22 protein-coding genes are annotated in these 12878 nt (G+C 53.6%); 21 read left to right on the top strand and 1 reads right to left on the bottom strand.

Annotation, left to right across the window (positions count from 1 at the left end):
- The first annotated feature begins 45 nt into the window (after positions 1-45).
- The 3 genes from rpsG (at position 46) to tuf (ending at position 3982) form a co-directional block, all read left to right on the top strand.
- Positions 46-516 carry a 30S ribosomal protein S7 gene (gene rpsG / locus ACJJI5_RS21315; protein WP_152451131.1) on the top strand — a complete coding sequence of 157 codons (471 nt, stop codon included), beginning with the start codon at positions 46-48 and terminating at the stop codon, positions 514-516.
- Positions 517-606: 90 nt separating this feature from the next.
- Positions 607-2712, top strand: a complete 2106-nt coding sequence (fusA, locus tag ACJJI5_RS21310; protein ID WP_282934400.1) for an elongation factor G — start codon at positions 607-609, stop codon at positions 2710-2712.
- Positions 2713-2788: 76 nt separating this feature from the next.
- Positions 2789-3982, top strand: a complete 1194-nt coding sequence (gene tuf / locus ACJJI5_RS21305) for an elongation factor Tu (RefSeq protein ID WP_108731642.1) — start codon at positions 2789-2791, stop codon at positions 3980-3982.
- Positions 3983-4172: 190 nt separating this feature from the next.
- Here the strand turns inward: tuf and ACJJI5_RS21300 are convergent, their stop codons facing one another.
- Positions 4173-4649, bottom strand: coding sequence for an aminoacyl-tRNA deacylase (locus ACJJI5_RS21300; RefSeq protein ID WP_282934399.1), 477 nt, complete (start codon positions 4647-4649; stop codon positions 4173-4175).
- Between the two features lie 174 nt (positions 4650-4823).
- Here ACJJI5_RS21300 and rpsJ point away from each other — a divergent pair, with 174 nt between their 5' ends.
- The 18 genes from rpsJ (at position 4824) to rplR (ending at position 12868) form a co-directional block, all read left to right on the top strand.
- Positions 4824-5135, top strand: a complete 312-nt coding sequence (gene rpsJ, locus ACJJI5_RS21295) for a 30S ribosomal protein S10 (RefSeq protein WP_010133849.1) — start codon at positions 4824-4826, stop codon at positions 5133-5135.
- Positions 5136-5245: 110 nt separating this feature from the next.
- Complete coding sequence (rplC, locus tag ACJJI5_RS21290; RefSeq protein ID WP_108731654.1) at positions 5246-5881, top strand: 50S ribosomal protein L3; 636 nt, start codon at positions 5246-5248, stop codon at positions 5879-5881.
- Between the two features lie 18 nt (positions 5882-5899).
- Positions 5900-6514 carry a 50S ribosomal protein L4 gene (rplD, locus tag ACJJI5_RS21285; protein WP_020411385.1) on the top strand — a complete coding sequence of 205 codons (615 nt, stop codon included), beginning with the start codon at positions 5900-5902 and terminating at the stop codon, positions 6512-6514.
- Positions 6511-6807, top strand: a complete 297-nt coding sequence (gene rplW / locus ACJJI5_RS21280) for a 50S ribosomal protein L23 (RefSeq protein ID WP_282934398.1) — start codon at positions 6511-6513, stop codon at positions 6805-6807. Before rplD ends, rplW begins: the two co-directional genes overlap by 4 nt.
- A gap of 14 nt (positions 6808-6821) precedes the next feature.
- Positions 6822-7646 carry a 50S ribosomal protein L2 gene (rplB, locus tag ACJJI5_RS21275; protein ID WP_108731657.1) on the top strand — a complete coding sequence of 275 codons (825 nt, stop codon included), beginning with the start codon at positions 6822-6824 and terminating at the stop codon, positions 7644-7646.
- A 37-nt stretch (positions 7647-7683) separates the two neighbouring features.
- Positions 7684-7962 carry a 30S ribosomal protein S19 gene (gene rpsS, locus ACJJI5_RS21270; RefSeq protein WP_069946924.1) on the top strand — a complete coding sequence of 93 codons (279 nt, stop codon included), beginning with the start codon at positions 7684-7686 and terminating at the stop codon, positions 7960-7962.
- 15 nt (positions 7963-7977) lie between these two features.
- Positions 7978-8310, top strand: a complete 333-nt coding sequence (rplV, locus tag ACJJI5_RS21265; protein ID WP_282934397.1) for a 50S ribosomal protein L22 — start codon at positions 7978-7980, stop codon at positions 8308-8310.
- A 19-nt stretch (positions 8311-8329) separates the two neighbouring features.
- Complete coding sequence (gene rpsC, locus ACJJI5_RS21260; protein ID WP_282934396.1) at positions 8330-9010, top strand: 30S ribosomal protein S3; 681 nt, start codon at positions 8330-8332, stop codon at positions 9008-9010.
- Between the two features lie 11 nt (positions 9011-9021).
- Entirely contained in the window at positions 9022-9435 is a 414-nt protein-coding gene (gene rplP / locus ACJJI5_RS21255; protein WP_282934395.1) for a 50S ribosomal protein L16, read from the top strand.
- Positions 9435-9626, top strand: coding sequence for a 50S ribosomal protein L29 (rpmC, locus tag ACJJI5_RS21250; RefSeq protein WP_020411392.1), 192 nt, complete (start codon positions 9435-9437; stop codon positions 9624-9626). Before rplP ends, rpmC begins: the two co-directional genes overlap by 1 nt.
- 2 nt (positions 9627-9628) lie before the next feature.
- Positions 9629-9892, top strand: a complete 264-nt coding sequence (gene rpsQ / locus ACJJI5_RS21245; RefSeq protein ID WP_108731660.1) for a 30S ribosomal protein S17 — start codon at positions 9629-9631, stop codon at positions 9890-9892.
- A 46-nt stretch (positions 9893-9938) separates the two neighbouring features.
- Positions 9939-10307, top strand: coding sequence for a 50S ribosomal protein L14 (rplN, locus tag ACJJI5_RS21240; RefSeq protein ID WP_067151032.1), 369 nt, complete (start codon positions 9939-9941; stop codon positions 10305-10307).
- 20 nt (positions 10308-10327) lie between these two features.
- Positions 10328-10639: a 50S ribosomal protein L24 gene (rplX, locus tag ACJJI5_RS21235; RefSeq protein WP_108731661.1), complete on the top strand. Its 312-nt coding sequence runs from the start codon at positions 10328-10330 to the stop codon at positions 10637-10639.
- 31 nt (positions 10640-10670) lie between these two features.
- Positions 10671-11210 carry a 50S ribosomal protein L5 gene (gene rplE / locus ACJJI5_RS21230; protein WP_020411396.1) on the top strand — a complete coding sequence of 180 codons (540 nt, stop codon included), beginning with the start codon at positions 10671-10673 and terminating at the stop codon, positions 11208-11210.
- Positions 11211-11219: 9 nt separating this feature from the next.
- A complete protein-coding gene (rpsN, locus tag ACJJI5_RS21225; protein ID WP_020411397.1) occupies positions 11220-11525 on the top strand; it encodes a 30S ribosomal protein S14 in 306 nt (101 codons plus the stop codon).
- A 40-nt stretch (positions 11526-11565) separates the two neighbouring features.
- The gene (rpsH, locus tag ACJJI5_RS21220; RefSeq protein WP_282934394.1) at positions 11566-11958 is read left to right on the top strand and encodes a 30S ribosomal protein S8; all 393 of its coding nucleotides are present in this window, start codon (positions 11566-11568) and stop codon (positions 11956-11958) included.
- 12 nt (positions 11959-11970) lie between these two features.
- Complete coding sequence (gene rplF / locus ACJJI5_RS21215) at positions 11971-12504, top strand: 50S ribosomal protein L6 (protein WP_282934393.1); 534 nt, start codon at positions 11971-11973, stop codon at positions 12502-12504.
- 13 nt (positions 12505-12517) lie between these two features.
- Positions 12518-12868 carry a 50S ribosomal protein L18 gene (gene rplR, locus ACJJI5_RS21210; RefSeq protein WP_282934392.1) on the top strand — a complete coding sequence of 117 codons (351 nt, stop codon included), beginning with the start codon at positions 12518-12520 and terminating at the stop codon, positions 12866-12868.
- The last annotated feature ends 10 nt before the right edge of the window (positions 12869-12878 follow it).

Genomic DNA, 12878 nt, shown 5'->3' with positions numbered 1-12878 from the left:
TTTTACGGCGGCGTCTCAGAATAACCCTGAAGAGAGGCAATACCCATGCCGAGAAGACGAGTAGTCGCCAAGCGCGAAGTGCTACCGGACCCCAAGTTCGGGAACGTCACCCTGGCCAAGTTCATGAACCACGTCATGATCAGCGGCAAGAAGTCAGTTGCAGAGCGTATCGTATACGGTGCACTTGAAACTATTTCTGAAAAATTGAACAAAGATCCGATCGAAGTATTCGAGGAGTCTTTGGAAAATATCGCGCCTATGGTGGAAGTAAAGTCCCGCCGTGTTGGTGGTGCGACGTATCAGGTGCCTGTAGAAGTGCGCCCCTCGCGTCGTACGGCTCTGGCAATGCGTTGGTTGGTGGAGTTCTCCCGTAAGCGCGGTGAGAAATCTATGGCTCAGCGTCTGGCCAACGAAATGATCGATGCAGCCCAAAACAAGGGTGGCGCGGTCAAGAAGCGTGAAGATGTACACCGCATGGCAGAAGCCAACAAGGCATTCTCTCACTACCGCTTCTAAGTCTGATGAATACCAACATCGGAAATTAATACCGAAAGGCAGCACGGAAAATTCCAGGCTGCCTTTTGCCGTTATATCGAGGATACAACTGTGGCACGTAAAACGCCCATCGCACGTTACCGTAACATCGGTATCTGTGCCCACGTAGACGCCGGTAAAACCACTACTACCGAGCGCGTACTTTTCTACACTGGTCTATCCCACAAAATTGGTGAAGTACACGAAGGTGCTGCCACCATGGACTGGATGGAGCAGGAGCAGGAGCGTGGTATCACCATTACTTCTGCTGCAACTACCTGTTTCTGGTCTGGCATGCAGCAGCAGTTCGACCAGCACCGCGTAAACATCATCGATACCCCGGGACACGTTGACTTCACTATTGAAGTTGAGCGCTCCCTGCGCGTACTCGACGGTGCTGTTGTTGTACTGTGTGGCTCCTCTGGTGTTCAGCCTCAGACTGAAACCGTATGGCGCCAGGCGAACAAATACGAAGTACCGCGCATGGTATTCGTAAACAAAATGGACCGCGCCGGTGCGAACTACCGCAACGTTGTGAGCCAGCTGAAAGACCGCTTGAACGCGAATGCTGTACCTCTGCAGATGACCATCGGCTCTGAGGACGAGTTCAAGGGTGTTGTTGACCTGGTGAAGATGAAGGCCATTCTGTGGAATGAAGCCGACCAGGGCATGACTTTCGACTACGCTGACATCCCCGCTGAGCTGCAGGACGAGTGCGACGAAATGCGCGAGTACCTGGTAGAAGCGGCGGCTGAAGCCAGCGAAGAGTTGATGGAAAAATACCTGGAAGAAGGTGAGCTGTCCGAAGAAGAAATCAAGGCAGCTATCCGTCAGCGTACCCTGGCCAACGAAATTGTACCGGTTCTGGGCGGTTCTGCGTTCAAGAACAAGGGTGTACAGGCTGTACTGGACGCAGTTATCGAATACCTGCCGGCGCCGACTGAAGTTAAGGCGATCGAAGGTACTCTGGAAGATGGCGAAACTGTTGAGAGCCGCGAAGCTGACGACAACGCGCCGTTCGCTGCACTGGCGTTCAAAATTGCTACCGACCCCTTCGTTGGTACCCTGACTTTCTTCCGTGTTTACTCCGGTAAGCTGGAGAGCGGTACTGCGGTATACAACTCCGTAAAAATGAAGAAAGAGCGTGTCGGTCGTATGGTGCAGATGCACTCCAACGATCGTCAGGAAATTAAAGAAGTACTGGCTGGTGACATCGCTGCTGCGATTGGTCTGAAAGACGTAACCACTGGTGACACCCTGTGCTCCGAAGCCAACAAGATTGTTCTGGAGCGTATGGAGTTCCCCGAGCCGGTAATTTCTGTTGCGGTTGAGCCCAAGTCCAAGCCGGACCAGGAAAAAATGGGTATTGCCCTCGGCAAGCTGGCCCAGGAAGATCCGTCCTTCCGCGTGAAGACTGACGAGGAAACCGGTCAGACCATTATCTCCGGTATGGGTGAATTGCACCTGGATATCATCGTTGACCGCATGAAGCGTGAGTTCAACGTTGAAGCGAACATCGGTAAGCCTCAGGTTGCCTACCGTGAAACTATCCGCAACACCTCTGAGATCGAAGGTAAGTTCGTTCGTCAGTCCGGTGGTCGCGGTCAGTACGGTCACGTATGGGTGAAGTTTGAGCCCGCCGAAGACGAGTCTCAGGAAGGTCTGGAATTCGTTAACGAAATCGTGGGCGGTGCGGTACCGAAGGAATACATTCCTGCGGTACAGAAAGGTATCGAAGAGCAGATGAAGAACGGTGTTCTGGCTGGCTACCCGCTGCTGGGCCTGAAGGCGACTCTGTACGACGGTTCCTTCCACGATGTGGACTCCAATGAAATGGCGTTTAAGATCGCCGGTTCTATGGCGACCAAGAAGCTGTCCAGTCAGGGCGGTGCGGTACTGCTCGAGCCGATGATGAAGGTGGAAGTGGTAACTCCGGAAGAGAACATGGGTGATGTGGTTGGTGACCTCAACCGTCGCCGTGGCCTCATCCAGGGTATGGAAGACAACCCCTCCGGTAAGGTTGTCAATGCGGAAGTACCTCTGGCAGAAATGTTCGGTTACGCAACCGACCTGCGTTCTGCTACTCAGGGCCGTGCTACCTACACCATGGAATTCCTGAAGTACGCCGAAGCGCCGAAAAATGTTGCCGATGAGATCATCGCCAAGACTAAGGCCTAATTAACTTCTGCTTAAAGGGGGCCGGGCCAACAGCTGGGGCCCCTTTGGCAAACTTTTAGCTAGAGGACATCTAAAGATGGCAAAAGAAAAGTTTGAACGTTCCAAGCCCCACGTGAACGTGGGCACCATCGGTCACGTTGACCACGGTAAAACCACCCTGACCGCTGCTCTGACCCGCGTATGTGCGGAAGTTTGGGGCGGTGACGCTGTTGCTTTCGACGGTATCGACAATGCACCGGAAGAGCGTGAGCGCGGTATCACCATCGCTACTTCTCACGTTGAGTACGAGTCCCCGACTCGCCACTACGCGCACGTAGATTGCCCGGGACACGCCGACTACGTTAAGAACATGATCACCGGTGCTGCTCAGATGGACGGCGCTATCCTGGTATGTTCCGCAGCTGACGGCCCCATGCCGCAGACTCGTGAGCACATCCTGCTTTCCCGTCAGGTAGGTGTACCTTACATCGTTGTATTCCTGAACAAAGCGGACATGGTAGACGACGAAGAGCTGCTCGAGCTGGTGGAAATGGAAGTTCGCGAACTTCTGGACCAGTACGAGTTCCCAGGTGACGACACTCCGATCATCGTTGGTTCCGCTCTGATGGCCCTGAACGGCGAAGACGACAACGAAATGGGTACTACCGCTGTTAAGAAGCTGGTAGAGACTCTGGACGAGTACATCCCTGAGCCAGAGCGCGCTGTAGATCAGCCGTTCCTGATGCCGATCGAAGACGTATTCTCTATCTCTGGCCGTGGTACCGTTGTAACTGGTCGTGTAGAGCGCGGTGTGATCAACACTGGCGACGAGATCGAAATCGTTGGTATCAAAGAAACCACCACTACTACCTGTACTGGTGTTGAAATGTTCCGCAAGCTGCTCGACGAAGGTCGTGCTGGTGAGAACATCGGCGCACTGCTGCGCGGCACCAAGCGTGACGAAGTAGAGCGTGGTCAGGTACTGGCTAAGCCGGGCTCCATCACTCCGCACACCAAGTTCGAAGCGGAAGTGTATGTACTGTCCAAGGACGAAGGTGGTCGTCACACCCCCTTCTTCAAAGGCTACCGTCCTCAGTTCTACTTCCGTACTACCGACGTAACTGGTGCGGTAGAGCTGCCGGAAGGTACTGAAATGGTAATGCCGGGCGACAACATTCAAATGGTTGTTACCCTGATCGCTCCGATCGCCATGGAAGACGGCCTGCGCTTCGCTATCCGCGAAGGTGGTCGTACCGTAGGTGCGGGCGTTGTTGCCAAGATCATCGAGTAATAGTTACTCCTGATCTAAATAAAAAGCCGCAGCGGACGCGCTGCGGCTTTTTTTGTGCCCGATAATTGCCTACTTGCACCAGCTGGTGTTGTTTGGTGCTGCGAGCATCACCCCTCTCTGTTAGGGGCTCAATATTGAATCCTTTCCGGCATATCTGCGGCCGCTAATATTTGCTTTTAATCTAGCGAGCTTATGGCCAATCCCGGCTTAAATCACAGCTTCTGCTGCCCGCAAACAGCTTGGTGAATTGAGGGCCGCTCATCTCGACCAGCTCTTCGTGGTCACCGGCCTCAAAGTAAATGGTTTCACGGTGTCCAAGACTGGTGTCTAGCAGGGTGGTAATTCCGTAAGCCTGGCCTAGGGCGGGCAGGGCGCCCAGTTCACAGTCTGGGAATATGGCGCCGAGCTCGGTTTCCGAGACCATTTGCAGTGAGTTTCGCCCTGTCTCATTGTGAAGAGAGCGCATGTCGAGGCTGCTGCTGGCTGGGATCACAGCCATTACGTAACCCTCTATATCCTGAAGCAAAATCGCTTTTGCCACCTGATCTTCACGCACATGGGCGGCGCGGGCACTTTCCCGGCTGGTGCGAGTGTGTGGATGCTGAATCAGATGATAATCGACCGATTGGTCATTTAAATATTGACTCAGTGTTGCGGCGATAGTCATTGTGGATACCTCGTTCCGCTTGGGGTACTCAATTGTAGTTTCAGTAGATTGAAATTTGATCAGCCTGTACAGTTGACAGCCTGCTGCGCTCCCCGTAGAATTCGCGCTCCTTTTCGCCCGCCCTCGGGGCTGCGTAAGAGGACGTTCTTTAGTTAATAATTGGAGTTTGATTCCATGCAGGGTCAACGTATCCGTATTCGCCTGAAGGCCTTCGATCACAAGCTGATCGACGCGTCCACTCAGGAGATCGTAGAGACGGCTAAGCGCACTGGCGCACAAGTTCGCGGTCCTATCCCGCTGCCGACTCGCAAAGAGAAGTACACCGTACTGATTTCCCCGCACGTTAATAAAGACGCTCGCGATCAGTATGAGATCCGTACTCACAAGCGTTTGCTGGACATCGTTGAGCCTACCGAGAAAACCGTCGACGCGCTGATGAAGCTCGATCTGGCGGCCGGTGTTGAGGTCCAAATTAGTCTCGGCTAACACTTTTACTAACTACCGAATCCCGGACGAAAACGGTCCGGGTAGTGTAACGCTCTGAAATTGGGCGGCCGCAGTGGGTTAAAGCCCCGTGCACTGAGAGGTTAAAAAAGATGACTATAGGTATTGTCGGCCGCAAGAGCGGCATGACTCGCATCTTCACTGAAGATGGCGTATCCATTCCGGTAACCGTTGTTGAGGTTGCTCCGAATCGCGTCACCCAAGTGAAAACTCAGGAAACTGACGGTTACAGCGCTGTTCAAGTAGCAGTAGGCAGCCGCAAAGCTTCCCGTGTCTCCAAGCCCGCAGCGGGCCACTTCGCCAAAGCCAATGTAGAGGCTGGCACAAATCTTTTCGAACTGCGCACTGACGGTTCCGAAGAGACTTTCGAAATCGGTTCTGAAATTACTGTTTCCAGCTTCGAAGCTGGCCAGATGATCGACGTAACCGGCACTTCCAAAGGTAAAGGCTTCCAGGGCGGCGTTAAGCGTTGGAATTTCCGCACCCAGGACGCAACCCACGGTAACTCCCTGTCTCACCGCGCACCCGGTTCTATCGGTCAATGTCAGACTCCTGGCCGCGTATGGAAAGGCAAGAAGATGGCCGGACATATGGGTGCTGAGCGCGTAACCGTGCAAAACCTGGAAGTGGTTCGTGTCGATGCCGAACGCAACCTGCTGTTGGTTAAAGGCGCTGTACCCGGTGCACCCGGTGGCAACGTTATCGTTCGTCCGGCAGTTAAAGCCTAAGTCTGAGGGGAAATAGATATGGAACTGAATATCGCTACTCCCGAAGGCGCTAAAGGCACAGTAGCTGTCTCTGAAGTGACTTTCGGACGTGAGTTCAACCAAGATCTGGTACACCAGGCAGTTGTGGCCTACATGGCCGGCGCTCGCCAGGGTACCAAGGCGCAGAAAAATCGTTCCGATGTTTCTGGTGGTGGTAAGAAGCCATGGCGCCAAAAAGGTACTGGCCGCGCACGTGCCGGTACTATCCGCAGCCCGCTGTGGCGTTCCGGTGGCGTAACCTTCGCCGCTGATCCGCGCGATCACAGCGTTAAGCTGAACAAAAAAATGTACCGCGCTGCACTGCGTTGCATTCTGTCTGAGCTGGCTCGTCAGGAGCGCCTGGTAGTGGTTGAGTCCTTTGATGTGGACGCACCCAAGACCAAGCAGCTGGTAAGCAAACTGGCTCAGTTTGACCTGTCCGATGCGCTGATCGTGACTGAAGAGGTTAGCGAAAACCTCTACCTGGCCGCACGCAACTTGCACAAGATCGACGTCCGCGATGTACAGGCGATCGATCCAGTAAGCCTGATTCGCTTTGATAAGGTCGTGGTTACCGTTTCTGCGCTCAAGAAAATTGAAGAGGTGCTGGGATGAACCAAGAGCGACTCTACAAAGTACTGCTGGGCCCGGTAATTTCCGAAAAAGCTGCTGGACTGGCGGATAGCGCCAATCAGGTAGTTTTCAAGGTTACCACCGACGCCGAAAAAGCTGAGATCAAGGCTGCGGTTGAGAAGCTGTTTAACGTTTCCGTTGAGCAGGTTCGCACCGTGAACGTAAAGGGCAAAACCAAGCGCACTCGCAATGGCATGGGCCAGCGCAGCGATTGGAAAAAAGCCTACGTTCGCCTGGCTGAGGGCAGCGACATCAATTTTGAAGCTGCTGAGTAAAGGGGACCGTTACAATGGCAATTGTAAAAACAAAACCGACCTCCGCCGGCCGTCGTCACCTGGTTAAGGTTGTTAACACCGACCTGCACAAGGGTGCTCCTTACGCTCCTCTGTTAGAGAGCAAGAGCAAAAGTGGTGGCCGTAACAACAATGGTCGTATCACTACCCGTCACATCGGTGGTGGCCACAAGCAGCACTACCGTGTAATCGACTTCAAGCGCAACAAAGACGGTATTCCGGCTAAAGTTGAGCGTCTGGAGTACGATCCCAACCGCAGCGCACACATCGCTCTGGTGTGTTACGCCGACGGTGAGCGTCGTTACATTATCGCACCGAAAGGCCTGAAAGCAGGTGCCACCATTCAGTCCGGCGATGCCGCACCGATTGTTGTGGGTAACACTCTGCCTCTGCGCAACGTTCCGGTAGGTTCTGTAATCCACGCGATCGAGCTGAAGCCAGGCAAAGGCGCTCAGCTGGCCCGTTCTGCTGGTGCCTCTGTGCAGCTGGTAGCTCGTGAAGGTCAGTATGCGACCATTCGTCTGCGTTCCGGCGAAATGCGCAAGGTTCTCGCTGAGTGCCGCGCAACCCTGGGTGAAGTGAGCAACTCCGAGCACAGCCTGCGCAAGCTGGGTAAAGCTGGTGCTGCACGCTGGCGTGGTGTTCGTCCTACCGTTCGCGGTGTGGCGATGAACCCGGTAGATCACCCGCACGGTGGTGGTGAAGGCCGTACCTCTGGTGGTCGTCATCCGGTTACTCCGTGGGGCGTTCCGACCAAGGGTAAGAAAACGCGCAAGAACAAGCGCACCGATAAGATGATAGTACGTCGTCGCGGCAAGTAAGCCGCGCGATGTCTGAGCAGCTAGAGAGGAATCGACAGTGCCACGCTCATTAAAGAAAGGTCCCTTTATTGATCTGCATTTGATCAAGAAGGTGGAGGCAGCGATTGCAGCAAACGATCGTCGGCCGATTAAAACCTGGTCCCGCCGTTCCATGATTATGCCGGAAATGGTTGGACTGACGATTGCCGTGCACAACGGTCGTCAACACGTGCCCGTTTTGGTTAACGAAGAAATGGTTGGCCATAAACTGGGCGAGTTCGCTGCTACCCGCACTTACCGCGGTCATGCTGCGGACAAGAAAGCGAAGAAGCGCTAAGCCGAGGTTATAAAGATGGAAGTAGCAGCAAAATTACGCGGCGCACGTCTATCGGCGCAAAAGGCGCGACTGGTAGCTGATCAGGTTCGCGGCAAAGGCGTTGAAGAGGCCCTGGATATACTGGCTTTCAGTACTAAAAAGGGTGCGGCGATCATTAAGAAAGTACTGGAGTCGGCCATTGCCAACGCTGAGCACAACGAAGGTGCTGACGTTGACGAGCTGAAGGTTTCCACAATTTTTGTGGACGAAGGTATGACCATGAAGCGCATTAAGCCGCGTGCTAAAGGTCGTGCTGATCGCATTCTTAAGCGTACTTGTCACATCACTGTGAAAGTGGCCGAGAAATAAGAGAGCAGGCGAGAAAACCATGGGACAAAAAGTACATCCTACCGGCATTCGTCTGGGTATCGTTAAAAAGCATACCTCTGTTTGGTATGCCGGCAGCGACGAGTACGCAGACAAGCTGTACACGGATCTGAAAGTTCGCGAATACATTCGCAAAAAACTGGCCCACGCTTCTGTGAGCCGTATTGAGATCGAACGTCCGGCAAACACTGCACGTGTGAAGATTCACACTGCACGTCCGGGCATCGTGATCGGTAAAAAAGGTGAAGACGTAGAACGTCTGCGCAAAGAAGTAAGCGCGCAGATGGGCGTACCTGTGCACATCGACATCGAAGAAGTGCGCAAGCCTGATATGGACGCGGCTCTGGTTGGCCAGAACGTTGCCCAGCAGCTGGAACGCCGTGTTATGTTCCGTCGCGCTATGAAGCGTGCCGTACAGAACGCTATGCGTCAGGGTGCCGAAGGTATCAAGATTCAAGTAAGTGGCCGTCTTGGCGGTGCAGAAATCGCGCGTACCGAATGGTATCGCGAAGGCCGTGTGCCCCTGCACACCCTGCGCGCCAACATCGACTACGCCAATGTTGAAGCGAAGACTACTTACGGCATCATCGGTATCAAGGTGTGGATCTTTAAAGGCGAGGTAATCGGTGACGAAGTGCCCGATGAGAAGCCGGTAAAGAGCCGCAAAAAAGCTGCTAAATAAGGGGTACGCAAATGCTGCAACCAAAGCGTACAAAATTCCGCAAGGTACAGAAGGGTCGCAACCGCGGTCTTGCTCAGCGCGGCTCTAAAGTGAGCTTTGGCGAGTTTGGCCTTAAGGCTACCGGTCGTGGTCGCATTACTGCGCGCCAGATCGAAGCGGCTCGTCGCGCAATGACTCGTCACATTAAACGTGGCGGTAAAATCTGGATTCGTGTGTTTCCAGACAAGCCAATTACCAATAAGCCCCTCGAAGTTCGAATGGGTAAAGGTAAAGGTGGCGTTGAATACTGGGTAGCTCAGATCCAGCCGGGCAAGGTCCTCTATGAGATGGAGGGTGTGTCCGAGGAGCTGGCTCGTGAGGCTTTTGCATTAGCTGCGGCCAAGCTGCCTGTAAAAACAACTTTCGTTAAGCGTTCGGTGATGTAATGAAGACTGCAGATCTACGCGAAAAGTCAGTTGAAGAGCTGAACCAAGAACTGCTGAACCAGCTCGAAGCTCAATTTAAGCTTCGTATGCAAAAATCCACCGGTCAACTGGCTCAGACTCATCTGCTGAAGCAGACTCGTCGCGACATTGCTCGCATAAAGACTGTGTTGACCGAGAAGGCAGGTAATTAATCATGGCTGAAGCAAAACTGAAGCGTACTCTGACCGGCAAGGTTGTGAGTGACAAGATGGATAAAACCATCACCGTTTTGATCGAGCGCCGTGTTAAGCACCCGATCTACGGCAAAATTGTAAACAAGTCCACAAAGCTCAAGGCACATGATGAGAACAATGATTGCAGCATCGGTGATGTTGTAACCATCGAGGAATCTCGTCCTCTGTCCAAGAGCAAATCTTGGGCTTTGCAGAAAATTGTAGAGCGTGCGGCGAAGGTATAACCCCTAGCGCATTGACTGCCGAATTGAAAGGTTTCGGAGAGAGACAATGATTCAAGCGGAATCCTACTTAGAAGTAGCTGACAACAGTGGGGCTCGCCGCGTCATGTGCATCAAGGTGCTGGGCGGCTCCCATCGTCGTTATGCCGGCGTGGGCGACATTATCAAGGTAACCGTTAAGGAAGCCATCCCCCGCGGTAAAGTGAAGAAAGGTCAGGTAATGAACGCCGTTGTGGTTCGCACCAAAAAAGGTGTGCGTCGCGCGGACGGTTCCCTGATTAAATTTGACGATAACGCAGCGGTGCTGCTGAACCAGCAACTGGCGCCGGTTGGCACCCGTATTTTTGGTCCGGTAACTCGCGAATTGCGCGGTGAGAAGTTCATGAAGATCATCTCCCTCGCTCCCGAAGTTATCTAGGCCTCGAGCGGAGAAGAGTTATGCGCAAGATCAAGCGTGACGACGAAGTGATCGTTATCGCCGGTCGTGACAAGGGCAAACGTGGTTCAGTACGTAAAGTACTGAACGACGGTCGTCTGATTGTCTCCGGCATACAGATGATCAAAAAGCACCAAAAGCCAAACCCACAGATGGGTATTGCAGGTGGCATCGTTGAGAAAGAAGCTGCTATCCAAGCTTCCAACGTAGCCATCTTCAACCCTAACACCCAGAAGGCTGACCGGGTGGGCTTTAAAGTACTGGAAGACGGCACTAAGATTCGCGTCTTCAAATCCAGCGGCGAAGCCATCTAAGGCTCTTGACGCAAAAGCAGGTTGGTAGATCATGGCAAAGCTTAAAGAGCTCTACACTAAGGACCTCGTGGCCAAGCTAAAAGAAGAGCTTGGTCTCGAGAATGTGATGGCAGTGCCGCGCATCACCAAGATCACCATCAACATGGGTGTTGGTGAAGCGATTGGTGATAAGAAGGTGCTGGAGCACGCTGTCAACGATATGACAGCAATTACTGGTCAAAAGCCCATCGTTACTAAAGCGCGCAAGTCTATTGCGGGCTTTAAGATTCGTGACGGTTGGCCGATCGGCTGCAAGGTAACTCTGCGCGGTGAGCGCATGTATGAGTTCCTGGAGCGTTTGGTTGACATCGCGATTCCGCGTATCCGCGACTTCCGTGGCATTAGCCCGAAGCAGTTCGACGGCCGCGGTAACTTCTCTATGGGCGTGACTGAACAAATCATCTTCCCGGAAATTGACTACGACAAAGTAGACAAGCTCCGCGGTCTGGATATTTGTATTACCACTACAGCTGCAAACGACGATCAAGGTCGTGCGCTGCTGAAAGCGTTCAACTTCCCTTTCAAGGGTTAAGAGGATTCCATGGCGAAGAAATCCATGATTGCGCGCGAAAACAAGCGCGCTCGAACCGCAGCTAAGTACGCCGAGAAGCGTCAAGAGCTGAAGGCGATCATCGCCAGTTCCACTGCTTCCGAAGAGGAGCAGTGGGAGGCTCAACTCAAGCTGCAGAAAATGCCGCGCGATGCAAGCCCGGTACGTCAGCAACGCCGCTGTCGTATTACTGGTCGCCCCCACGCTGTATACCGCAAGTTCGGCCTGTGCCGTAACAAGCTTCGTGAAGCTGCGATGCGTGGTGATGTTCCTGGCCTCGTGAAGTCCAGCTGGTAATTACCAGCTGGTTTAAGGCAGATTTGAGGAGTCTCATAAGATGAGTATGCAAGATCCGTTGGCAGATATGCTGACTCGCATCCGCAATGCCCTGGCGCGCGGAAAGGCGGAAGTCACCCTGCCATCATCCAAACTGAAAGTAGCAGTGGCCAAAGTCCTGAAAGACGAAGGTTACGTTACTGATTTAAACGTAAGCGAAGGCGCTAAGCCGGAACTGACCATTGCTCTGAAATACTTCCAGGGCAAGCCGGTTATTGCCGAGCTCAATCGCGTTTCCCGTCCGGGCCTGCGCGCTTACACTGGTAAAAAAGCTCTGCCTACCGTACGTGGTGGCCTGGGTGTCGCGATCGTTTCCACCTCTAATGGTGTGATGACTGACCGCGCTGCACGTCAGGCTGGTATCGGTGGCGAAGTGCTTTGCACCGTATTCTAAGCGGGGGTTGCAATGTCTCGAGTAGCAAATAGTCCGGTAGTTATCCCCGCAGGTGTAACCGTAGACCTGAAAGGTCAAAATATCGCTGTTAAAGGCGGTAGCGGTAACCTGGATATGGTTATTCACGGTGATGTAGAAGTGAGCGAGGCTGAAAGCCAGCTGACTTTTGCCGCGCGCAATAACTCCAAGCAGGCCAGAGCCTTGGCGGGTACCACCCGTGCTTTGGTCAATAACATGGTGATAGGCGTAAGCAAGGGCTTCGAGAAGAAGCTGCAGTTGCTGGGTGTTGGTTATCGTGCGAAAGCAGCCGGTAAAGCGGTTAACCTGACCCTGGGCTTCTCCCATCCGATCGATTATCAGTTGCCGGAAGGTGTGACTGCGGAAACTCCATCCCAGACTGAAATCGTACTGAAGAGCAGCAATAAACAGCTGCTGGGCCAAGTGGCCGCTGAGATCCGCTCGTTCCGTCCGCCGGAGCCCTACAAAGGTAAGGGTGTCCGTTATGCCGACGAGCGCGTGTATCGCAAAGAGGCCAAGAAGAAGTAAGTAGGGCATAGATATGAACGTTAAGAAAGCATCTCGCTTGCGTCGTGCACGTCGTGCCCGCGCCAAGATCCGTGAGCTGGGCGCCGTTCGCCTCACCGTGAACCGCACCCCGCGCCACATTTACGCACAGATCCTGTCTGCCGAAGGCAGCGCGGTATTGGCTTCCGCCTCTACCCTGGACAAGGACCTGCGCTCTGGTAAAACTGGCAACGCTGACGCTGCTGCCGCAGTTGGCAAACTGATCGCTGAGCGCGCGAAAGCCGCTGGCGTTGAACAAGTTGCCTTCGATCGTAGCGGCTTCAGATACCATGGCCGTGTTAAGGCTCTGGCTGACGCTGCCCGCGAAGCCGGTCTGAAATTCTAAGGGTTGAGTT

Source organism: Microbulbifer maximicatervae (SeqCode), from assembly GCF_052467955.1.
The sequence above is the reverse complement of the archived record's forward strand: the minus strand, read 5'-3'. Positions and strand labels throughout refer to the sequence as shown.